Below are 21,710 nucleotides of genomic sequence, written 5' to 3'. Positions count from 1 at the left end.
GCATTTGCTGTTCCCGACGCGATAGTGTGCAATGCAACGAAAGAAAGCAAGGCGGAAAGGTTAACGCCGCGAAGCCTTTACGACACTTTTGCAAAGGCGACGGCGGCTTTGAGCCCCTTGCCGCAGGTCGCAGGCGAGAGCGTGAGCGTCGCATTGAAAAGATTGGCGATTTCCTCGACGATCGGGAGGCCGAGGCCGGCGCCCGGCGCCTCGGAGTCGTTGCCGCGCGAAAAGCGGCGGCGCACGGCGTCGAGCTTTTCCGGCGCGATACCGGGACCATTGTCTTCAACCTCGAGGCGTACGGTTTCGCCATCCTGCGCAATCCGTACGGTAACTTCGGCGCTCTTGCCGGCATATGCGATGGCGTTGCCCGCAAGATTGCGCAGCAGCTCGCCGATCAGCAGGGGTTCGGCGCGGATCATCGCATGTCCATCGCCCTCAAAGCCGAGATCGATACCGGCCTCCGCGGCTTGAGGGATCAGTTCGCCGGTAATCTCCTGGGCGATGGCGGCGATGTCGATCGTCGAGGCCGCCAGGGCCTCCTTGGCTGTTGCGGCGTCGATCTTTGCCATCAGCAGCAGCTGGGCGAGAATGCGTTCGGCGTGCGCGACGGCCTGGTCCCCTTTCAGGGCCGAGTCCTGCGCTTCAGGCAGCGTTGCGGCGCGGGCGGAAAGTGCGAGCTGAGTTCGGATGATGGCAAGCGGTGTGCGCAATTGATGGCTGGCATTGCCGGTGAAATTCCGGAGCGCATCAAGGGCTGACTGCAGGCGCACCATGAAGCTGTTCACCGTATCCACCAGTGGCTGCACCTCGCTCGGCACCGATTGCTCGATCGGATGCAAGTCGTCCGGGCTGCGCTCGCCGATCGCGTCCCGGAGCTTGTAGAGCGGGCGGAGCGCGACCGTGACCGAGATCCAGACGATCACGGCTGCACCGGCGATCATGAAGGCAAGGCGGACAGCCGAACGGAAAAGGATCGCGCGTGCCAGCTGACGGCGGGCGATCGTCGTTTCCGCGACCGTGACAACAAAGGGAACCGAGCGGATGCCGGTTGAGGCAGAGCGCTCCAGCGTCGCGACGCGGATCGGCTCGCCGCGGAAAATATCGTCTGCGAAGACGGCAGCGTCGCCCTTGGTTTCCTTGAGAACCGGAAGCGCCTGGTAGCCGGTAATGAATTTTCCGGGCGGACCATCGACGCGGTAGAACACCCGGTCCTGAGCGGCCGATGTCAGCATTTCCAGCGCGACATAAGGAATGTCGACTTCCAGAGCGCCGTCTTCTGCCACGACGACGCGCTCGGCAATGGCGAGCGCCGAACCGGCAAGCACACGGTCTGAAACAATGTTCGAGGTCTCGACCGCCTCCCGGTATGTGTCGGCGAGCGCCAGCGTGCCGATGATGGCGGTGGAGATCAGCAGCCAGAAAAGCAGCCGGCGCCTCAGCGAATAGGCGGCTTTCATGGGGCCTCGGGAAGCTTGTCGAGATAGTAGCCGATGCCGCGCGCGGTCTTCACGGTCAATCCATGCGGTGCCAGGCGCTTGCGCAGCCGGCTGACATATTGCTCGATCGCATTGGTGGAAATGTCATCGTCGAAGGCCGTCAGCGACTGGGTGATTGCCTCTTTGGACACGACTTTGCCGGCACGCATGAAGAGGATTTCAAGCAGTCCGACTTCGCGAGCGGGAATGTCAAGCTGCATATTGCCGGCGGAAAACGTGCGGGACTTGAGGTCGAAGGACACGCAGCCGTACATCACCGTCGCCGAATGCAGGCCCGCCTGGCGCCGCAGCAGCACGCGCACGCGCGCCTCGAATTCGGTAATGTCGAAGGGCTTGATAAGGTAGTCGTCGGCGCCGAGGTCGAGGCCTCTGACCCGCTCCTCCGGCGCTCCGCGTGCAGTCAGAATTAGGACGGCCGCCTGGTTCTGCCGGGCGCGCATGCTGCGCAGGACGTCCAGCCCGTCCATCTCGGGCAGGTTGAGGTCGAGGATCACGAGATCGAAATTTTCCGCCGCGATGACTGCATTGGCGGATGCGCCGTCGTGGACGACATCGACGGCATGCCCCGTACCGCGCAAGATCGCGGACAGGCCGTCGGCCAGCGCGATATTGTCTTCGGTGAGGAGAATGCGCACGGGTGGTTTCCTGTTGTTCAACAAAGAAGATTACAGCCCGTGAAGGGGGATGTCATCAACGGCAAAAGAAAACCCGGCGTCATTCAATCAACGAGAGTTTGGCGGTCTTAATTGCTCTATTCAGCGACCTCCCGGGGTTGTTCCTCCTGCGCTGCCAGCAGGAGTTTCTGGAAGCGCTCGTCGCTGCGGATGTTATCCAGATCGGAGTCGTTATCGAACCATTTGATGTGGTAGACCGAGCTTCGCGGCATCAGCCTCTCCAGAATATCAATCGCTTCGTCCACGTCGCCGAGGACGGAATAGACGCAAGCGAGATTGTATTGTGCAACGATGTCGTCGGGATCGATCGCGATGGCGCGGGCGGCCCAATCCCTTGCTCTCGCCCTGTCTCCGAGATGCGCCAGCGCCAAGGCGCCGCGATGGGCCGGTCCTGAATTTTCCGGACTGAGGTTCAGTGCGCGTTCCGCTCGCAGCAGCCCGAGCTTGGCCCAGTTTTCCGTATCCGACATGCGCCCCAGCGAGCGGTGGGCGCTCATCAAATGAATGGGTGAGACATAGTCGTCCGTGCGGATGTGCGCCGCGCGCGTGAAGTAGCGGACGGCATTGGCGAAATCACCGCGCATGAAGAAGAATCGCGCATAGTGGAAGTTCGCCTCATAAAGATTGGGTTCAAGTGCAAGTGCCCGCTCGAAGGCTAAAATGGCCAGCTGATCCTGCCCGTTCTGATGCAAGGCCAGACCTCGGGAGGCATGCGCCTCCGCGAGATCAGGATCGAGTTCGAGGGCGCGGGCACTCATCTGCAGGATGTTTTCGAGAGGGACATTTTCCGGGTCCCAATCGCGTATGGCCGCATCGCAATCGGCAATACCCGCATAGGCGCGCGCATAATCAGGATCCAGCTCGACAGCCTTGCAGAACATCCTGCGGGCAAGCTGCAGATACGACTTCGTCCAGGTATGCGATAGCTGGCGGCCTCGCAGGTAGTAGGTATAGGCCTCGATATTGGCCGTGGGTTCGGCGGCGATGGCCTTCTTCTCGGCCGGCAGGAGCCGGATCTTGAGCTGGCCGACGATCGAATTGGTGATCTCGTCCTGGATCGCGAAGATATCGGTGAGATTCCGGTCGTAGCGATCGGCCCACAGATGGTCGCCGTTCGCCGTATCGATGAGATGGCCGGATATGCGCACACGCGCGCCGGCGATGCGGACGCTACCCTGGAGAACGTATCGCACGCCGAGTTCGTGGGCGAGCTGCTTTACCTTCAGCGAACTCCCTTTGTAGGTGAAGACAGTGTGCCGCGGCACGACGTGTAGACTCGATATCTTGGAGAGGTCGGTAATGATGTCTTCCGTGATGCCGTCCGCGAAATACTCCTGCTCAGGATCGCCGCTCATGTTGGTGAAAGGCAAAACGGCAATAAAGCAGGTATTGCGGGTTTGGTCGTCCGACGCACCGGCCGTTGCAGAAGGGGGATCGAGGAGAACGGTGAACACCGACACATTCTGCTTGATGTTCTTCAGGGATTGCTCCCCCTGGAACGCGAAGCCGATATTGAGGCGCGTGCCGACCTGATCGCGAACCGAGCTGGAAACGACAATGCCACCCGGCGAAGCAATGCGCTCGAGCCGAGCAGCGACGTTTACGCCGTCGCCGAAGACGTCGTCGTTCTCGATGACAACATCGCCCAGATTGATGCCGATCCGCAACTCGATGCGCTGATCCTGTGGGACGTCTTTGTTGCGCACAGCCATCTCGCGCTGGATTTCGACAGCGCAGGCGACAGCGTTTACCACACTTTGGAATTCCGCGAGCATTCCGTCGCCGGTCAGCTTGAAGATGCGCCCTTTGTAGTCGGAGATCCTGACATCGATCAGTTCGCAGCGGTGGCGGTTGAACGCCTGCAGGGTACCGGTCTCGTCGATACCCATCAGACGGCTATAACCCACCACGTCGGCAGCGAGTATGGCACTCAGCCGTCGTTCCAATATCCCCTCCATACGGTTGTCTAAATTAGCTTAGCGTCTTTTAATGCTCTTGTCGCGTTGCGAGACAGCGCAATCACTCGTCCTTGCCCGGCGAAGCGTGGTGATGCATTCTGCGCTCATGAGGAGACTTCTTGTTCTGCTGTTTCTGCTCTGTCCCGGTTTTGCAGCCGCGGATCAGGCCTTTTATCCCGCGAAATCCGGCAAGGCGGATGCGCGGGTGCTGACGGTTTATTCCTCGCTCGACGAGCCTCTCGCCCAGCCGATGATCCATGGCTTTCAGGAAGCCAATCCGGATGTCGCCGTGCGTTATGAAGACATGCTGACAGGCGAGATTTATGACCGGATCGTGCGGGAGACGGATGCCGGGAAGAAAACGGCGGATTTCGCCTTTTCATCGGCGATGGACCTGCAGGTCAAGCTCTCCAACGACGGCTATGCGCAGGTCAGCAATCTGCCGATGAGCGGACAATGGCCGAAATGGGCAAACTGGCGCAACACGGCCTATGCTCTTACCTTCGAGCCGGCCGTCTTCGTCTATCACAAGCCGAGCTTCTTGCATGAACCGGTGCCAAGTTCACGGGCGGAATTCGTCGATTACCTGAAGCGCAAAGGCAACGCGGTTTACGGCCGCATCGGCACCTATGACATCGAACGCTCCGGCGTCGGCTTTCTGTTCATGGCGCGCGACCAGGAGCAGTTCGGGGACATCTGGTCGGTGATCCGGGCGATGGGGGCTGCGGGCGTCAAGCTCTATTCGACGAGTTCGGCGATCCTGGAGAGGGTAGCCGACGGGCGCTTCGTGCTCGGCTACAACATTCTCGGCTCCTATGCGGCGGACTGGGCGTCGCGGCACCCCGATGTCGGCATCGTGCTGCCGAAGGATTATACAGTCGTGATGTCGCGCATCGGGCTGGTGCCGCAGGCTGCCGCGGAGCCGGAACTCGGGCGGCAATATCTCGCCTTCTTCATGTCGAAGGAAGGACAGACGATCATGGCCCGAAAACTGCAGATCCCGGCGGTCAGCCCCGAGGTTGCGGGCGAGAATACAGCTAACACCCTGCAGGAGCTTCTCGGCGCCCAGCTCAGGCCCGTTCCGGTCAGCCCGGGCCTGATGGTCTATCTCGACCAGGTCAAGCGCGCGCGGCTGATTGCCCATTGGAACGAGGTGCTGCGGACACAGTAGGTGGATAGCGTTCGCACCTACCTGCTTTATTGGAGCGGATTTGGGATGCACGACAGCGACATAACCGGGCGCACATGCCTGAATTACGGCAAAAAAGTGGCCTTGGCGCTGGATATCCTGCCGATGTCAGCTAAATGACAGCTTGATGTGGTGCGGTTCTGGTACTTCTCTTCGTGGAGGCGGAGAGTAGACGTTTCGGGAGGAGTCTCCGTCGCTATTGCGGACCATCAAAGTCCGCTGCCCGGCAACGCTTCTCGATTCCCTTGAGAACAATACGCGGCGCTCACCGCGATCACGGAGGACACATCGTGAAGCATACTTTCCTTGCTACGCTTTTCGCAGCCGCTATCGCGCTGCCGGCCTATTCGGCCGACTACACCATCATGGCGCCTGCCGCACCCGGCGGCGGTTGGGATCAGACGGCCCGCTCGCTGCAGACCGTCATGCAGAAGGAAGGCATCTCTGGCAATGTTCAGGTTCAGAACGTTCCGGGCGCCGGCGGCACCATCGGTCTGGCGCAGTTCGCCAGCCAGAATAGCGGCAATCCGAACGCCCTGATCGTTGGCGGCTATGTCATGGTCGGCGCGATTCTCACCAACCAGTCACCTGTCACGCTAAAGGACGTCACACCGATCGCTCGCCTGACCGGCGAGTATGAGGCCATCGTCGTTCCGGCATCGTCCGACATCAAGACGATGGGTGACCTCGTTGCCAAGCTTAAGGCTGATCCAGGTTCGGTGTCCTGGGGTGGCGGCTCGGCCGGCGGTACCGACCATATCGCGGTCGGTCTCATCGCGAAAGCCTCCGGCGTCGATCCGACGAAGATCAACTATGTCGCCTTCTCCGGCGGCGGTGAGGCGCTTGCCGCTATCCTCGGCGGACAAGTGACGGCCGGCATTTCGGGCTATGGCGAGTTCGAATCGCAGGTGAAGGCCGGGCAGCTCCGCCTGCTCGCCGTCTCGAGCGATACGCGCATTGACGGTGTCGACGCTCCGACGCTGAAGGAATCTGGCGTCGATGTCAGCGTGCAGAACTGGCGGATGGTCGCCGCCGCTCCCGGCCTGACGCCTGAGCAGACGGCTGCGGTCACCGCTGATTTCGACAAGCTTTCCAAGTCGGCAGGCTGGCAGGAAATCCTAAAGACGAAGGGCTGGGCCGACACATACCTCGCCGGCGATGCCTTCAAGGCGCAGCTCGAGAAGGACGTTTCCGCAACCGAAAGCATCCTCAAAGAGATCGGGCTTGTTAAATGAGCAGGGGCAACGCACCCTTGGCAACGAAGCGCCGCCCGGATTGGGCGGCGCTGATCATTGCTATCTGTCTTTTCGTCGTTGCGGCCGTCATGCTTTGGGACGCCACGCATATGAGAGCGATCGCCCAATATGCTCGCATCGGGCCGGCTACCGTGCCCAAGGTCGTGGCGTTCGGGTTGATCGGCCTCGGCATCTGGACCGTCTTCGAGGCGTTGCGCAATGAGTTTCCCGAGCGGGAACATCAGGAAGTCGCTCCCGTCATCTGGATTGTTGCCGGTCTTGCAGCCCAAATGCTGCTTCTGAAGACGGCCGGTTTCTCGATTGCCACAGGCATTCTCTTTGCCTTCACGGCGCGCGGCTTTGGGCGTCGCAAGCTTTGGCTTTCGATCCCGGCGGGCATCGTCTTCAGCTTCGTCGTCTGGATCATTTTCTCGCAGCTGCTGCAGCTTACGCTGCCTGCCGGACCGTTCGAGAGACTCTTCTTCTAGGATTGGATGCGATGAGCACCTTCGAATTCCTCTTCCAGGGCATCCTGGTCGCCATGCAGCCGATGAACCTTCTTTACGCGTTCGTCGGTGTCACTCTTGGCACTGCGGTCGGCGTTCTGCCGGGCATCGGCCCGGCGCTGACCGTTGCCCTTCTTCTCCCCGTCACCTACAAGCTCGACCCGGCCGGTTCGCTGATCATGTTTGCCGGTATCTACTACGGCGGCATGTATGGCGGCTCGACGACCTCCATCCTGCTCAATACGCCGGGTGAAAGCGCCTCGATCGTGACTGCGCTCGAGGGTAACAAGATGGCGCGCGCGGGTCGCGGCGGTCCGGCGCTGGCGACAGCGGCGATCGGTTCGTTCGTCGCCGGCCTCATCGCCACGCTCGGCCTTGCCTTCATCGCGCCCTACATCGTCAAACTGGCGCTGATCTTCGGGCCGCGTGAATATTTCGCTCTGATGGTACTCGCCTTCGTGACCGTTTCGTCCGCTTTCGGCGATTCGGCGCTTCGCGGGCTGACATCGCTTTTCATCGGCTTTGCGCTGGCGATGGTCGGCATCGACCAGCAGACCGGCCAGGCACGTCTTTCCTTCGGCATTCCAGATCTTCTGGACGGGATCGAAGTGACCACGCTTGCGGTTGCCATGTTCGCGATCGGGGAGACGCTCTATATCGCAGCCCAAGGCAATCGCGGCGAGGACAAGGTCGAAGCGGTCAAGGGTTCTCTTTGGATGACAGCCCAGGATTGGGGCCGCTCCTGGAAGGCATGGCTGCGTGGTACCTTGATCGGCTTCCCGATCGGTGCAATGCCGGCTGGCGGTGCCGAAATCGGCACGTTCCTGTCTTACGCGACCGAGAAACGCCTGGCGAAGAACCCCGAAGAATTCGGTCACGGTGCGATCGAAGGCGTAGCAGGCCCGGAGGCGGCAAACAACGCATCGGCAGCCGGTACGCTGGTGCCGCTCCTGACGCTCGGCCTGCCGACGACGGCAACGGCGGCGATCATGCTCGCCGGCTTCCAGCAATACGGCCTGCAACCCGGTCCGCTGCTGTTTGCGAACAATCCGCAGCTCGTATGGGGCCTGATCGCCAGCCTGCTCATCGCCAATGCCATGCTGCTGGTTCTGAACCTGCCGCTGATCGGGCTTTGGGTCCGCCTACTGACGATCCCGAAGCCCTGGCTTTATGCCGGCATCCTGCTGTTTGCGACGCTTGGTACCATCGGCGCCAATCCCTCGGTGTTCGAGCTCGGCATGCTGCTCGCCTTCGGCGTCCTTGGCTATATCATGCGGCTCTTCGGCTATCCGATCGCCCCGGTAGTTGTCGGCTTGATTCTCGGGCCGCTTGCCGAACAGCAGCTTCGCCGGGCGCTCGCCATCAGCCAGGGCGATGTGACGACGCTTGTCACGTCGCCGATCGCAGCCGGGCTGCTGATCGTTGCGGCTGCGGCCTTCATCATCCCGTTGATCTTGAGACTACGCGGCCGCGGCGAAGTTCTTTCGCAACTTGCTGCAAGCGAAGACTAAACAAGAAAAATACTGCTCGAACCCTTTCTTGCGGCCGGCCCTGAAACATGGGCCGGCCGCTTGTTTTTGCATGGCAGGCCTGAAATCCCGTCACTTGTGGAGAATGCTGCAGCGCATCATATATGAGGTGTCAATAATGAAGCCAAAGCGAGAAAGACAATGTCCTCCTACAGCAAGTCCATTCGGGAAGGTTTCTTCGGCCGTGCCTTCGCTGTCATCGGCGCCGCAAATGCTGTAAGCGCTGCATTCGAAGCGGGTCGCCGTCCGAAGCCCCGGGACCTCAAGGTTCTCGGTATCGCACCGGACGCCTTCGACCATATCGGCCGTTAATTTCCCGATACACCACGCATGAAACAGCCCGCAACCGGTTGGTCGCGGGCTTTATTTTTGTCCGTCAGGCCGCAACGCATGCAAACGCTGCGGCCTGGGAAATGTCAGGCCTCCAGCCGCTCGCGGGCAGTTGAATGGACTTCGGCCTGCGCCTTCGCTTGTGCTTTCGCACGGGCTTCCTTCCGCTTGTTGTGGCGGATCGAGGACCAGAGCGAGACACCGATAAGCGCTGCACCGCCGAGACCGGTGACGACTTCCGGAATGTGGAAGAGGGTCTGGACGTACATGATGATCGCAAGGATCAGGATCGCGTAAAACGCGCCGTGCTCCAGGTAGCGGTAATGCGTCAGCGTTCCGTTTTCGACGAGCATGATCGTCATCGAGCGTACATACATCGCGCCGATGCCCAGACCGATGGCGATGATGAAAAGGTTCTGCGTCAGGGCGAAGGCGCCAATGACGCCGTCGAACGAGAAGCTTGCATCCAGAACCTCAAGATAGATGAATGCGCCAAGCCCACCGCGTGCCGCTTCTGCCATGGCCTTTTGCGAGGCGTCCAGCAGTGCGCCAATTACTTCGACCACCAAAAATGTGACAAGACCGTAGATCGCGCTGTAGACGAAGGTCGTCGATTCCTGGCCTTCAAGCAATGAAGCGAAAGTGAGGATCAATAAGAGAACGAAGGCGATTTCGATGCCTTTGACCGTCGCACCGCGCGACATCAGTTTTTCAACAGAGACGATCCAATGGACGTCCTTCTCAGGGTCGAAGAAGTAAGAAAGCCCGACCATCAGAAGAAAGGTCCCGCCGAAGGCGGCGATTGGCAGATGGGCTTCGTTCATGATGCGCGCATATTCAGCCGGTTGCCGTGCGGCGAGGATCACGGCGTCGATGGGGCCGATACGTGCGGCTATCGCCACGATTGCCAGCGGAAAGACGATGCGCATGCCGAAGACGGCAATGATAATGCCCCAGGTCAGGAACCGATGCTGCCAGACAGGCGTCATTTCCTTGAGCTTGTTGGCGTTTACGATCGCGTTGTCGAAGGAAAGGGAAATCTCCAGCACGGCCAAAACCGTGCAGATAAAGAAGATAGTCGCCATGCCGCTGATCGTGCCGGTGGACTGCCAGCCCAGCAAAGCGCCGAGCGCCAGGCCAACGGCCGTGATGATGAAAGCCCAGCGGAAATAGCCGAGCGTGGATTGATGGCTGATGGGTTGCTTCATGGCCGCACCTCTTTGATGCGGACATCGTTCTTGGAGGATGATGTGAGTGAAAAACGCGGCATATCGTAAGGGATATGCGCGTGAGGCATTGTGAGCTTTTTCATCGTGTGAAAATCCGCCGGCTGTTTGCAGGCGGTACCGACATCACGAGAGCGCCGTAAAAACTCTCGCCAGAGGGGCCCGGCACCAGTGTTTGTCCGGAGCCGATGCTTTTGCACGGGGGGCAACCATGCGCATCGTTTTGGCCGCGGATCAGCCTTCTAGGTAGTCAACCTGTGGCGCCAGTCAAGCCGGCCGCAGTCTGCGCCGAAGCTTTTCTTTGGAACCATGCAGTCGCCCGCCCGTTAGGCTCTGGTTGAGGCAATGGAACGTCATCGCCGGCGCGATAAAAAAAGGAGGGACCACGTATGCAGACTTCGAACCATTCTCCCGACAAGCGTACGGAAGCGGCAGACCGCATGAAGCGGGCAAAGCCGAACCGTATGCAGAAGGTGCAGGTGCTGCCGCCGCACCATGTCGATCTGACGCTGCCGCAGACGCCGATGGACGACATTCATGTTCCGGCTCATGTGACCGGCGGCGATCTTTCAAAAGGCGGTCCAGACCTTGCAACGTCCAAAGGCCGCAAACGGCGCGCCTCATGATTTTTCAGGCGGCGCGGGAACCGACGTCGGGGCTTTTGCATTTAAGGCCCGGACAAAGATGTGAGGAACCCATGACGACTGATCTCGTGCCGCAGGACATCTATCTGAAACACGAAAACGAATGGCAGGCTCTCAAAGAGGCCTCCGAGAACGGCATTGATCTCCAGAAGCGCGAAACGGCATCCGGAATTCTTGCTCATGGCGAAACCAGCGCGCCTGGAAACAAGGACAGTTCAAGAGGCAAGACTGGCTAATTCTCATCGCCGATAAAAAGCGCGCCCGGCATGCCGGGCGTTCTTTATGAGTCGGCATCGTCTTCCGGCGGCGGCTGCTTTGCGGAATTCCCCTCCAGGCGCTGCTCCATTTTGCCCAGAGCAAAGAGCACGCAGACTGCCGCCGCCGTCGCGAAGAAGGCGACCGGCCAATAGCCGAAGCCTATGGCAAGGCCGATCGCGCCTGAGAGCCACATGCCTGCTCCCGTCGTCAAGCCCTTCACCCTGCCTCTGGAAAAGACGATCATGCCCGCGGCTAGAAACGCGACGCCCGCCGTCACGGCCTCGATGACGCGCAGCGGGTCGATGCGGACCTGCTGATCGTTGGCAAAGCCCGGCATATGCACGGATTCGATGGAAATGATGCCGAAAAGCGCTGCCGCAAGACTCACCAGAATATGGGTCCGCAGACCCGCCGCATGGTTTTGCGCCTCGCGTTCGAAGCCGATGATGCCGCCCAGCACAATCGCGCCGATGAGCCGGGCAAAGATCACCGGGTAATGAATACGGGATTCAGGGAACATGTCGGCAAAAACGATATCCATGGAAAAGGCGCTCCCTTCGGGTGAACATTTCTTCGCGGGGGCTAACGTCTTCTGCGGCTCTTTGTTCGTCCGTTTCGACGTTGCTGCTCCATGCCAACCTTTCGGAAAGGATTGGGAGGCGATAATCGGCCCATCACGGGATTCTGGACCAGATGGCTAGAACTGCACCTCGCGGCCGCCGCCGCAAATCATCCGCAAAATCGAAGAGCAGGGGCCATGGTGGAGCCTTGCCCTGGCTCTTCGCCGGTGTCGTTGCCGTAGGCAGTATCGCGCTTTACGACAACTGGAAGAGCGTGCGCCCGATTCTTGCCTCACGGGCGCCGGACACAGCTGCGATTACCGCCGCAATCAAGGCAGACGCGCCGAAAGCGGCTATTGCCAAGAGCGCGCCGAGGCAGGCCAGTGCTTCGCAGCCGCAGCGTCCCGTGCCGCCCGAAGCCGTTCCTGTTCCTGCCGCGCAGCCTGTGAAGCTCTCCTCAACGGCGACATCACCCGCCGGCCCGCAAAACGCGCGCGCCGCGTTCGGCTATTGCGGGCAGGGTGAGCATATGAACTGCGTCGGAGACGGTGGGATATTCTGGTACAAGGGCGAGAAGATCCTGGTCGCGGACATGGTCGTGCCGGATGTCGGCGCCGCGCGTTGCGAAGGCGAGCGGAGGATCGGCTTTGCCGCAAAATCGAGGCTGCTCAAATTTCTGAATGCCGGGCCCTTCATCATGAACGCTGCCGGCAGGCCCGCCAGTTCCGGTGCGCCGCACGTGATTTCGCGCGGCGGCCGCTCCCTGGGCACTCAACTGATTACCGAGGGTCTTGCCCGCAAGCCTGGCGCCGCCGGTGGGTGGTGCGCCTGAAGTCTATTTCTGCTTCGGAGCCTTGCCGCTGGTGCGGAAGCTGCCGGTAAAGGCCGTATCCTTGCTTTCCGCGGAGCATTCGATCACGACCGGCTTGCCGCCGTAAGGGTTGCCGAATGTGCAGGTGCCTGCCACCTTGACCTGGCCCGTCATCTTCTCGCCGACGCCGGTTGTCACCATCTTGAGCAGGAATCCTGGCATTGCCATTAGATGCCGGCTTGATCGCGGTGCCATCGCCCTGGAAGCCAAGCATCTTCCCGCCTGAGGTGAAGATGAAGGTCACCTGGCCGTTCGGCAGTCCCACGCTGGCGAGTTCGCCCTTGCACCCCTTTGTTGCATCCACGTTGCCAACGACGAGCTTTGCGCATTTGCCTGTAAGTGTCGAAACGCCGGCGCCTGGAAAGTTCTGGGAGGCGGCGTTGGCGCCGGAGGCGTAAGCTGCGGCGGAAAGCACCGCAGCTGCAATCACTGTCAGTCTCATCTGTTCAGGGAATCCTGTCATGCTGGTTTACCGGACGGGGGTCGCATGTTTCTGTGTCCGAAATTTGCCGCGCTCAAAGAAAACGGGCCGCTGCAGGGATAGCGGCCCGTTCTGGGAAGCGTGGCCGTCAACCGCGACGGCCGGCCTCTGTATCCGACCTCTTGCTTGCGCGGGGCCTTCGCCCATTCAAACGCTCAGTGGCGCCGGCTGGCGTCCTCGACGGCCCAGCCGAAGCGCCATGCCTCGTAGCGGGCGTACCAGACTTCAAGCTCCCAAGCATCACGGATCGGCATCAATTCCGGTCGGGACATGGGATTGTCGCTTAAAGCGTAGCCGAGGATCCGGTCGCGCATTCCGCACTCCTGCATGTCGAGCAGTTCTTCGATATTCATCGCTTGCCCCCAACCGCCGGCCCCTCAGCCAGCCTTCCCAGGCAAACATTTCTCGTTGCTAATGTCCAGGTGGCCGGCGTCGATTCCCGCTATTCACAGGATTAGCTCGAATGGAGCAATACCTCCTTCGCGATCAAAAAACCTCCTTCTTCCGGCTTATAAGCACCCGCGGGAAGAGGAGAGACTCTCCAAAATGTGTTGTAAAAATATCGTTAAAATGCCCCGTCACAAGTTTTTGTTCATCTCCCGTTCAGAAAAGGGTTTGGGAAAACCCCGATATGGGTCAAGCTGTCCTTGTGAATAAGGAGATACTGAATGATTCGATTGACCGCGGTGCTGACGTTGTTCTCAGTTTATGCGTTCACGATGTTTTTCATCGCAGCAATCCCTGAGACGCCGAACTTGCAAACCGCAGCAACTCTATCTGAAGACACCACGCTTACGAAGTAAAGTATTTGATGGGGTTTTGGCTGGCTTGTGTGACCGTGTTGGGCAAGGGCGCAGTTTTGCGTTGTAACGCACGACTCTCACGTCCTGAAAGATAACTCGTCAATCAGCGGTTTGACGAAGTCCTCTTGTAATTTCAAGAGGATAGAATGGTGCGCGACAAGGGTCGAACTTGTGCGCCTTACTATGTCAAGGAAGGGCTTTGGAGCAAAATCCATAGCCTCGATCGTTGACCGGCATCTGCAAACGCGCATGTATCGGCGGCTCTTCACGGCGGACCAACAGCAAGGTAACGTCGGCTTCAGCCTGCTCCGACAATACCACCCGGCAAATTCGAGGAAGATAGCAAGAGATATCCGCCCTTCTTCGTTTAGCGTGCGAACAGGCGTTGCCTGGGGGGCGCCACGACTATCTGGCCTTCGACAGCGAAATCCGCATGCAGCTGGGTACCGTCACGACTTTTCGGAAAAATATCTGGAAGTGGAACATCACCCAGATCCCATGGGTTGGTGAGCGCATAGCACCCCATGGCGACTGGATCAGATAGCGCGTGAAGGCCCACTATAGTCGAGGAGCACGATCAAACGCTGAAATGTCTTTGCGGACGCTGACGCGACGACTCCTGTCGCATTCTTTTGCTGACGCAATGGCCGGACATAAGAAAACCCACCGGCGTCTTTTCCACAATTTTCAGCTGCTTGGCACGAGGAAATGCGGCGACTTTGCAGTTACGTCGGCTGAGTTTTGCAGGACTAACCGATGAAATACCGCGCAGAAATTGATGGCCTCAGAGCCATCGCCGTCCTATCGGTGATCCTTTTTCATTCAGGAGTTTCCTTCCTGCCGGGCGGCTTCGTCGGCGTCGATGTCTTCTTCGTCATCTCAGGATATCTGATCACGGCGATCATCATCGGCCAGATGAAGGAACAGACGTTCTCCGCGGCCGATTTCTACCTTCGCCGAGCAAAGCGGATTTTGCCTGCTCTTTTCGCGATGATGTTCGTAACGGCCCTGGTGGGTGCCGCACTTCTCACGCCTCCAGCATTCGGGCGGCTGATGCGGAGCATCGGCGAGGCCAGCCTGTCGATCTCCAATTTCAGTTTCGCCAGGGCGGCCGGATATTTTGACGAGGGCACCGCCTGGCGGCCGATGCTGCACACTTGGTCTCTCGGTGTCGAGGAACAGTTCTATCTTTTCCTGCCGCTCTATTTGTTCATTGCCCGCTCCCGAACCAGCTGGTCATGGCAGCGGATCGTCTCCCTTCCGATGGTCATCTCGTTCGCAATTGCCGTCGTCATGGTCCGGCATTGGCCGACGGCCGCCTATTATCTTCCGTTCGGCCGCTTCTGGGAGCTGCTGGTCGGAAGCCTGCTGGCGACAGGAACCTTTGGCGCCATTCGGGACGACCGTAGGCGTCAAGCAGCATCGGCCGCCGGGCTCGCTCTCATCGCAATTCCTGTTCTCTTCTATGGAGAAAACACGACGTTCCCGGGCGAGACGGCACTTCTTCCCTGTCTCGGAGCTTTCCTGATGCTGCATTCGGCGCGGTCCGGACGAAGTTTTGTCTCAACAGCCCTGGCTTCTACCCCGCTCGCGTGGTGTGTCGAGGGATGTGTTCGAGGAGCGGCAGAAAATCGTCAGGCGGCTGTTTTCGAGGCCCAACCTCGCGAAGGTGACGCTGATCGATGCCACGCCATTCTTTTGCAATGATGAAACCTGCCCCGTCCAAGACCAGGGAATTCCGGCGTTTGTCGACGACAATCATCCAAGCACGTCCAAGGCGCTGTCCGTCAGCGCAATGTTCGCGCCGGCGTTCGTCACCCGCGGCATGCTCTAGAGAATTCAGCAGCCGTATTGCCGGAATTGCACCACCCGAGCATGTTTCAAACGATCTATGACATTGACGGTAACTACTTCTGGTTAAGCCAAACCGGTGAGATTGAGTCTTGGTTGATTTGGGCGCAAGCTTGCGCATCGGACGACATTCCCCGACGCCAGAAAGCCGGTCCGACGACGGAGGGATAGTCATGAGGCGTATTTTCACGACAATCTTGACTGTTACCGCAGTTGCAATTCTGCTCCTGAATCCATCTTCCTTTACCAGCGCTGCGGAAAATGAGACAGTCTTCGTCCAGGACGACGAGACATATCCAGCGCACATAGTGCCGGGCCGCATCGCATTGATCCTCTCCGATACGGCGATGGCTGACGCTGACCGCTATCAGAAAACGCTCGATAGCCTCGGCGGTCGGCGTATTCCGACACTTCCCGACGCTATCGTCGAGGTCGAAGCGCCCCATGCCAAGGATGCGAAGAGCCTCAATGCTGCTGCTCGAGACCTGATGAAGTCGTGGCCCGACCTGGTCGTGGATTTAGGCATTCTGGTAACAATCGGCAACTCCGATTTACCCTACGTATTGACCGACAAGATCGTCGTGCAGATCGCCGACGACGCTGACGTCGGCCTCATCCAAACCATTGCCGAACAATATCATTGCGAAATCCTGGGAAACAATCCGTTCGACAAGCGGCAGTTTGTGATCAGGCTATTGCCTGATAGCGCGAAGAATACCCTTGAGGTTTCCAACGCACTGAACCGCCTTTCGGGCGTAAAATTCGCGCATCCGAACTTCTACCGACCGATTGAAAAGCGCCAGGCACCGCCAGCCCCGAATGATCCCTTTTTTCCAGATCAATGGCACCTGAACAACACCGGTCAGGCGATGGGCACACCCGACGCCGACATTGATGCTGATGGCGCGTGGTCGCTCGGACCGATGGGATCGGGCAATCCCAATATCGTGATTGCAATTATCGATGATGGGCTTGAAGCGAATCATCCGGATCTCGCCGACGGCCTGTGGACGAACCATGCCGAGCAGATAGGCAGCCCAGCTGTGGATGACGACGGCAACGGTTTCATCGACGATCTTCACGGCTGGGATTTTACACCCTGTATTACGCCGGTTTCCTGCGGGGACAACGATGTTCGCCCACGGCTGGACCAATTGCATGGAACAGCCGTTGCGGGCGCGGCCTTGGCGCGCGCAAACAACAGCGTTGGCGTGGTCGGGACATGCCCGCGTTGCAGCTTCCTGCCGATCAGAGCTCTTGACGGTACGGACTACGCTGAAAGCCTCGCAATCGACTATGCAAAGATGATGGGTGCCGACATTATTTCACTGTCTTGGGGATACGCTTCCGGCGTCGTGCTTCCTACAAATGTCGTTAACTCGATCAACAGCGCCGCGACAACCGGTCGTGTCCAGAACGGCGTCAGCAAAGGCATGATTGTTGTCGTTGCCATGACGGATACCGTCGAGGACAATTGCGACGGCACTCCCGACCTTTCATCGCTTGCCAACGTGATCGCCGTCAGCAGTGCAACCAATCAAGACCAAAGGCTACCGGCCGGCTTGGGCACATGCATGGATCTACTCGCTCCGACGCATGGCGGCACGTTGGATGCGGTGACGACGGACAGGTTCGGAGACATCGGCTACAACAATCGCTCGCCTGTTTCGCCCTGCGCATCCGTGGAACCGGCACCTCCGCCACCTTCAAACCGGGACTACACTTTTTGTTTCGGCGGCACGTCTTTCGCCGCCCCTGTCGTTGCCGGTATTGCGGGCCTGCTCCTGTCGCATGACAATTCGTTGACCCGGTTGCAGGTTCAAAGACTTCTTCAGGATACCGCCGACAAAATATCTCCTTCCAGCGGAGCTTATTCGGAGCAGACGGGTTCTTCGGCACCGGTCGGTGGCTTACCGACCCACGGTTTCGGCAGGGTCAACGCCTTTGAGGCGGCACGCACGGTGGCTGGACGGGACATTTCCGGGCGCGGAGGAGTGGATGTCTACGTGCGCGACAACAGCTTGGATTGGGGTAACACGGAGCAGCCATCAAATGTCACATTTGAGCAGACCCGTGGATTTATACCCCATTGGCAAAGCGTCGATATCAAAGTCGATGCACCCCCCTATCGCGCAACGCAGCCGATATCCTCGACAGAATTCGACGCGTTCATCGACGAAAACCCGCTTTCGAATACGCTCAATCGCGTATATGTCCGCATCCATAATCGCGGAACGCAAACTGCAACCGATGTTCAGGTAAAGTTGCACTGGGCCTTTGCGGGAGCTGGTCTCCCCGCTCTACCCGCCGACTTCTGGCCAGCTTTTCCCGCAAACTCGACCGACGTTTCGATTTGGCATCCCTTGCCGGCTCAAACGATACCGTCGCTGCCCTATTCCGGTGCTTCCGTGGCCGGCAACAGCAATGACAATTCCATTGTGCTGTCGTTCGATTTTCCCGCTCCCGTCTACAATGCGTCCGTGAACAATCCGGATCACTTCTGCCTGTTTTTAGTTGTCACGGCACCCGAGGATCCGGTCTCCACGGTCTCGGTCGGTACCCAGGTGCCGGACTTGATCACTCCAAGCGACAACAACGTGACGCAAAAAAACCTGCACCTTATCGATTCCGGCAATTCGAGTGGATTGAGGTCTCAGCTCATTGTTTCAAATCCCTTCGATTACCCAATCAACACCCGGCTGGTCGCCTGGCGCCCCAAGGATTGGAATGTCGAATCCAGCGGAGTCGAAATGGGCAAGCGCATTGAATTGGGCGCCAAGGAGAGCCTGCCCGTCGAAATCTCGATCATATCCCATGGACAGCCATCGGCCTCGATAAACATCGTTCAGCTCTACCAGGCATCGGACATGAAAGAGGAAAGGATCCTCGGCGGGATGATGTATGTTGTGGCGCCGGGCGCTCAGCCAGCCGACGTTCCCAGTCCAGGGTACATCGAAAACGTCGGCGCGCAGGAGAAGTTGATCGCGGAATATTTGAAGCTTGTCGCCGACACCATCTCCAAGCCTGACGTCCGCGGCGAGGATAGAACGCTTTTGCATAGGCTTAGCATACTCATTGAAGAACAAAGCAAATTGCTTGCAGGGGTGGAGGCCGCGCGGAAGGCTTCCCGCTCGGATCATTGATCAAATGATCGGCTTCTCCAACAAGCCAACTGCCCAAGGTAACACCAAAGGAGGTTATGATGGTGAGACTTTATGCGAGGTGGATGAAGAGCACGCCAAAAATATTCACGCTTCTATTGGGGTTTGGCGTCATGTTCGGCGGAACGGCGATGGCGGCAAGCTGCGTCGATAAGGTGAATCCAAACTGGCTGCCGCCACGCGCCAATGTCGTCAATCCTTCGACGGCCGACAGGCAGGCGATAATGGATCTGATTCACAGCTATAATTGGGCTCTGGATGACAAAAACGCCGCCGCATTCGCGCAATTGTTCACCAGTGACGCACAATATGAGGCATGCTCCGGCGGCGGAGCCCTTCAGCTTATCAGAACGACGGTGACGTCCGAGTTGCAAGAATATATCGCAGATATTCTTAGCGATCTGGGGTCAAGGCAGGCGCGACACTTTGAGAGCAATACGCTGCTGCACCAAAACAAAGATGGGAGTGTCAACGGAAAGACGACGCTCCTGGTGACGCTTCAGTGGCCAGATAGGGAAGTTCCCGAGCTGGATTATACGGCCGTCATGCAAGAAACCTTCGTAAAAGACAATGAAGGTCTTTGGCGCTTCTCGAAGCTGACACTGATCACGGACACGCCAGGAGTTCAAGCAAGAGCTCGTTGACCGGCTTTGGTCCGAAAACGAGGGGCTTGGAGAGGGTCTTGCTGCATGGCTGCAAGAGGCTTTGTATCTATCATCGGGGTTGTTGCGGCAGTTGTTTCCGTCAGCGGTTCATATTGGTTTTCACCCTTTGGATCCGGACCAACGGAGATTTACCGTTTCGGCTCACGAATGGCGACTACCGCGCTACAGAGCGGTGGCGGATCAACTTGTGAACAGGGCGGCAGGTGTGACGCCCTAACAGGTTGCATCGCGCCTGTGCCCCCTCCGGGCTCTGCCGTGAAGGTGCTTCCTCAAGACAAAGTTTATGAGCGCTATGTGCAGCAGCTTCGGATATTTGAAGCCTGCAGGGAAATAGTTCGTTCGAAGAAGAGCCAGAGCGAGAACGATGTTCTGCGTGTCAATCTTGCCTCCTCTTCGCTTGAGGCTGAGGCGTTCGCTGAAGCGGTTCTTCGCCTTGAACGCGATATTCTCTGGGCACCGGCTTCAGCAAGCAACAGCACCGTCACCCAATTCGGCGACGAGGCACGCGCTGTGTTTGGACCAATTCCGGATGCGGACTGTGCTAATGACGCTAAGACAATGCCGATCGAGGTCGACGGCAACATTGTCGAGTTGAAGCCCAACTTCACCAGGCCCGATCACCCATTGGAATTCGAGCATCGCGACGCTTCCGGCAACGTGATCGCGTGGACCAGCGGGATTGAGAAATGCGACAAACCCTCGCTAGCCGGAAACGTCGCCTATTGCGCTCCGGGCTCGCGCCTGAAGCGTGTGGTCAAAGGCAACGTGGAATGGTTAACATTGTGTCGCAAGTCGACGTCGAATCTCATGGTGAGCTCAAATCCCTATTGGCAGGCATCCAATCCCCACTTCGCCCTTCTAGGCACGGTCGGATTTAACCGCATCACCGGCGAGATTGTGTTTTTTGACGGGCGCAAAGACCGAAGCGAGTTTGATTGGTCCCGATCATTCGTCCCGCCAGGAGGGCATTCTTACTCCGATAGTTCGGGAAGAGCGTCCGCCGAGGCGCTATACGATCCGACCTTTCAAATTCAATGCCATATCTGTCACGACAACAAGAGCCCCTATGTCATCAATCCACATGCCGCGCAGGCGCGTGTGGGATATTTCGATGGCGAGCAGGATTTGCGAGCAATAGCGTTCAGTCTGGGCGGCTACCTGCCCGAAAGGCCGCGTACCGAACAAATGCCATTTCGCGTCATCGGCTCCAGCTACACCGCGATCCACGGCGCCGACCTCGCCCGCGCCAAAACGGTCCGAGATCCGACGGGAAGCTGTACGGCCTGCCATACTTTGACGACACAGATCACGGGCCAGCGGTTTGCCGCGGATGCAGTGGGTCGGGAACCATGGATCGCCAAGCCGACATGGGACAAAGTCATGGAGCTGCAAGAAGAAAAGAAGAAGATCGCACGGATCGACAACCGGCGCACGGACTGGGCGCTCCGGTCCGGCGCCGGCAAGATCCATCCCTGGATGGTGCCCGGTAGGGGAAACGACTTGTCCGCGTTGCAGCGGCCGATTAGCGCTACAGACTGGCAAAAACTAAGCAATTGTCTTTGGGATGCCGGCGGGGCCGAGTGCGGTTATCGACCGCTTTACACGGCCTGCCTTGCGCCGGGATCAGGCCCGCAAGAGGACGGCTCCGCACCGACGGATCTGTCGATCGAGGTAATTCCGCCGTCGTCAGGCGAAACCGAAACGGACCATAGGGTACGGTTGCGCTGGAAATATCTTAACAGCTACGGCGGCGTTCCAGAGAGGGATGATGTCCGGTTCAACGTCGCAGTCAGGGCGGCAGCAATCCCGCTGACGCAGGAGCCTCCATCTCTAAGTGACTACCCCTATTTGAATGAAACAAACGGCAAAAAAATCACCGTCATCAATGAGAATGTCGAGGCCTCTGATGATACAATCCTGATCAAAAATGTCTCCTACGTTGGACACTCCAGGTTCACTGACCCAACCCCGTCGATAGTGCCACGAGACTTTAAGCTGGATATCCCGGCAAAGTGCAACAGGCGATATCTAGTTCGCCTCGCCCCGAAAAGGTTCTGTTTCGATCAGAATGTTATGGCGTATAGCGCAACAAATTATCTGCTCTACGGCGACACCGTATGCGACTAAATCGTGTGGTTCATTCGCGCTCGGATCGCTGCTGCTGAGGCAGGCAAGATGGCCTAATCATCCGACGCTCGGTGCACGAGTTTAGCACCGACAGAGGGCCAGTGATGCTGGTGAAACGGGTCGCAAACGGGAAGGCCGGTACG

Annotated in this window: 19 protein-coding genes and 1 pseudogene; 13 read left to right on the top strand and 7 right to left on the bottom strand. The window is 58.7% G+C overall.

All coding sequences use genetic code 11. The features are described 5' to 3' along the window. Positions 1 to 77: 77 nt before the first annotated feature. From ACW4PC_RS11075 to ACW4PC_RS11065, 3 genes are all read right to left on the bottom strand, one after another. On the bottom strand, positions 78 to 1,460 hold the full coding sequence (locus ACW4PC_RS11075; protein ID WP_455873848.1) for a sensor histidine kinase N-terminal domain-containing protein: 1,383 nt from the start codon (positions 1,458 to 1,460) through the stop codon (positions 78 to 80). Then, the gene (locus ACW4PC_RS11070) at positions 1,457 to 2,134 is read right to left on the bottom strand and encodes a response regulator (protein WP_455873847.1); all 678 of its coding nucleotides are present in this window, start codon (positions 2,132 to 2,134) and stop codon (positions 1,457 to 1,459) included. Before ACW4PC_RS11070 ends, ACW4PC_RS11075 begins: the two co-directional genes overlap by 4 nt. A gap of 116 nt (positions 2,135 to 2,250) precedes the next feature. Next, a complete protein-coding gene (locus tag ACW4PC_RS11065; RefSeq protein ID WP_455873846.1) occupies positions 2,251 to 4,119 on the bottom strand; it encodes a TPR end-of-group domain-containing protein in 1,869 nt (622 codons plus the stop codon). Between the two features lie 118 nt (positions 4,120 to 4,237). Here ACW4PC_RS11065 and ACW4PC_RS11060 point away from each other — a divergent pair, with 118 nt between their 5' ends. The 5 genes from ACW4PC_RS11060 (at position 4,238) to ACW4PC_RS11040 (ending at position 8,902) form a co-directional block, all read left to right on the top strand. Further along, positions 4,238 to 5,302, top strand: coding sequence for an ABC transporter substrate-binding protein (locus ACW4PC_RS11060; protein WP_455873845.1), 1,065 nt, complete (start codon positions 4,238 to 4,240; stop codon positions 5,300 to 5,302). 308 nt (positions 5,303 to 5,610) lie between these two features. Continuing rightward, entirely contained in the window at positions 5,611 to 6,555 is a 945-nt protein-coding gene (locus ACW4PC_RS11055) for a Bug family tripartite tricarboxylate transporter substrate binding protein (RefSeq protein ID WP_455873844.1), read from the top strand. Further along, positions 6,552 to 7,043: a tripartite tricarboxylate transporter TctB family protein gene (locus ACW4PC_RS11050; RefSeq protein ID WP_455873843.1), complete on the top strand. Its 492-nt coding sequence runs from the start codon at positions 6,552 to 6,554 to the stop codon at positions 7,041 to 7,043. Before ACW4PC_RS11055 ends, ACW4PC_RS11050 begins: the two co-directional genes overlap by 4 nt. An 11-nt stretch (positions 7,044 to 7,054) precedes the next feature. Then, a complete protein-coding gene (locus ACW4PC_RS11045; RefSeq protein WP_455873842.1) occupies positions 7,055 to 8,572 on the top strand; it encodes a tripartite tricarboxylate transporter permease in 1,518 nt (505 codons plus the stop codon). Between the two features lie 159 nt (positions 8,573 to 8,731). Then, entirely contained in the window at positions 8,732 to 8,902 is a 171-nt protein-coding gene (locus ACW4PC_RS11040; RefSeq protein WP_022715863.1) for a hypothetical protein, read from the top strand. 104 nt (positions 8,903 to 9,006) lie between these two features. Here the strand turns inward: ACW4PC_RS11040 and ACW4PC_RS11035 are convergent, their stop codons facing one another. Continuing rightward, positions 9,007 to 10,128 carry a DUF475 domain-containing protein gene (locus tag ACW4PC_RS11035; RefSeq protein WP_455873841.1) on the bottom strand — a complete coding sequence of 374 codons (1,122 nt, stop codon included), beginning with the start codon at positions 10,126 to 10,128 and terminating at the stop codon, positions 9,007 to 9,009. Positions 10,129 to 10,535: 407 nt separating this feature from the next. On the opposite strand from ACW4PC_RS11035, the gene ACW4PC_RS11030 reads away from it, so the two are divergent. Together ACW4PC_RS11030 and ACW4PC_RS11025 are read left to right on the top strand one after the other, a co-directional pair. Beyond that, positions 10,536 to 10,772 (top strand): hypothetical protein, encoded by a 237-nt coding sequence (locus ACW4PC_RS11030; protein ID WP_455873840.1) that lies wholly within the window; start codon positions 10,536 to 10,538, stop codon positions 10,770 to 10,772. A 71-nt stretch (positions 10,773 to 10,843) separates the two neighbouring features. Further along, positions 10,844 to 11,026: a hypothetical protein gene (locus ACW4PC_RS11025; protein ID WP_455873839.1), complete on the top strand. Its 183-nt coding sequence runs from the start codon at positions 10,844 to 10,846 to the stop codon at positions 11,024 to 11,026. Between the two features lie 44 nt (positions 11,027 to 11,070). Here the strand turns inward: ACW4PC_RS11025 and ACW4PC_RS11020 are convergent, their stop codons facing one another. Beyond that, on the bottom strand, positions 11,071 to 11,589 hold the full coding sequence (locus ACW4PC_RS11020) for an MgtC/SapB family protein (protein WP_455873838.1): 519 nt from the start codon (positions 11,587 to 11,589) through the stop codon (positions 11,071 to 11,073). Positions 11,590 to 11,816: 227 nt separating this feature from the next. On the opposite strand from ACW4PC_RS11020, the gene ACW4PC_RS11015 reads away from it, so the two are divergent. Then, positions 11,817 to 12,440 carry a hypothetical protein gene (locus tag ACW4PC_RS11015; RefSeq protein WP_455873837.1) on the top strand — a complete coding sequence of 208 codons (624 nt, stop codon included), beginning with the start codon at positions 11,817 to 11,819 and terminating at the stop codon, positions 12,438 to 12,440. A 3-nt stretch (positions 12,441 to 12,443) separates the two neighbouring features. On the opposite strand, the pseudogene ACW4PC_RS11010 reads toward ACW4PC_RS11015, so the two are convergent. Then, positions 12,444 to 12,921 (bottom strand): annotated as a pseudogene (locus tag ACW4PC_RS11010) (hypothetical protein). 194 nt (positions 12,922 to 13,115) lie between these two features. Beyond that, on the bottom strand, positions 13,116 to 13,313 hold the full coding sequence (locus ACW4PC_RS11005) for a CrpP-related protein (protein ID WP_455873836.1): 198 nt from the start codon (positions 13,311 to 13,313) through the stop codon (positions 13,116 to 13,118). A 1,206-nt stretch (positions 13,314 to 14,519) separates the two neighbouring features. Between ACW4PC_RS11005 and ACW4PC_RS11000 the strand changes: the two genes are divergently transcribed. From ACW4PC_RS11000 to ACW4PC_RS10980, 5 genes are all read left to right on the top strand, one after another. Next, on the top strand, positions 14,520 to 15,470 hold the full coding sequence (locus ACW4PC_RS11000) for an acyltransferase family protein (RefSeq protein WP_455873835.1): 951 nt from the start codon (positions 14,520 to 14,522) through the stop codon (positions 15,468 to 15,470). Continuing rightward, positions 15,361 to 15,597, top strand: a complete 237-nt coding sequence (locus ACW4PC_RS10995; RefSeq protein ID WP_455873834.1) for an SGNH hydrolase domain-containing protein — start codon at positions 15,361 to 15,363, stop codon at positions 15,595 to 15,597. Before ACW4PC_RS11000 ends, ACW4PC_RS10995 begins: the two co-directional genes overlap by 110 nt. Before the next feature lie 190 nt (positions 15,598 to 15,787). After that, complete coding sequence (locus ACW4PC_RS10990) at positions 15,788 to 18,757, top strand: S8 family serine peptidase (RefSeq protein WP_455873833.1); 2,970 nt, start codon at positions 15,788 to 15,790, stop codon at positions 18,755 to 18,757. An 83-nt stretch (positions 18,758 to 18,840) separates the two neighbouring features. Next, positions 18,841 to 19,419, top strand: a complete 579-nt coding sequence (locus tag ACW4PC_RS10985) for a nuclear transport factor 2 family protein (protein ID WP_455873832.1) — start codon at positions 18,841 to 18,843, stop codon at positions 19,417 to 19,419. A 276-nt stretch (positions 19,420 to 19,695) separates the two neighbouring features. After that, a complete protein-coding gene (locus ACW4PC_RS10980) occupies positions 19,696 to 21,567 on the top strand; it encodes a hypothetical protein (RefSeq protein WP_455873831.1) in 1,872 nt (623 codons plus the stop codon). The last annotated feature ends 143 nt before the right edge of the window (positions 21,568 to 21,710 follow it).

Source organism: Rhizobium yanglingense (genome assembly GCF_977109285.1).
Note: the sequence above shows the minus strand (reverse complement) of the source record. Positions and strands in the feature narration are given on the sequence as shown.

Bases quoted from the DNA above. Each gene is read 5' to 3' on its own strand.
- ACW4PC_RS11075 (WP_455873848.1), bottom strand. From the start codon at position 1,460: ATGAAAGCCGCCTATTCGCTGAGGCGCCGGCTGCTTTTCTGGCTGCTG.
- ACW4PC_RS11060 (WP_455873845.1), top strand. From the start codon at position 4,238: ATGAGGAGACTTCTTGTTCTGCTGTTTCTGCTCTGTCCCGGTTTTGCA.
- ACW4PC_RS11050 (WP_455873843.1), top strand. From the start codon at position 6,552: ATGAGCAGGGGCAACGCACCCTTGGCAACGAAGCGCCGCCCGGATTGG.
- ACW4PC_RS11045 (WP_455873842.1), top strand. From the start codon at position 7,055: ATGAGCACCTTCGAATTCCTCTTCCAGGGCATCCTGGTCGCCATGCAG.
- ACW4PC_RS11040 (WP_022715863.1), top strand. From the start codon at position 8,732: ATGTCCTCCTACAGCAAGTCCATTCGGGAAGGTTTCTTCGGCCGTGCC.
- ACW4PC_RS11035 (WP_455873841.1), bottom strand. From the start codon at position 10,128: ATGAAGCAACCCATCAGCCATCAATCCACGCTCGGCTATTTCCGCTGG.
- ACW4PC_RS11030 (WP_455873840.1), top strand. From the start codon at position 10,536: ATGCAGACTTCGAACCATTCTCCCGACAAGCGTACGGAAGCGGCAGAC.
- ACW4PC_RS11025 (WP_455873839.1), top strand. From the start codon at position 10,844: ATGACGACTGATCTCGTGCCGCAGGACATCTATCTGAAACACGAAAAC.
- ACW4PC_RS11020 (WP_455873838.1), bottom strand. From the start codon at position 11,589: ATGGATATCGTTTTTGCCGACATGTTCCCTGAATCCCGTATTCATTAC.
- ACW4PC_RS11005 (WP_455873836.1), bottom strand. From the start codon at position 13,313: ATGAATATCGAAGAACTGCTCGACATGCAGGAGTGCGGAATGCGCGAC.
- ACW4PC_RS11000 (WP_455873835.1), top strand. From the start codon at position 14,520: ATGAAATACCGCGCAGAAATTGATGGCCTCAGAGCCATCGCCGTCCTA.
- ACW4PC_RS10990 (WP_455873833.1), top strand. From the start codon at position 15,788: ATGAGGCGTATTTTCACGACAATCTTGACTGTTACCGCAGTTGCAATT.
- ACW4PC_RS10985 (WP_455873832.1), top strand. From the start codon at position 18,841: ATGAAGAGCACGCCAAAAATATTCACGCTTCTATTGGGGTTTGGCGTC.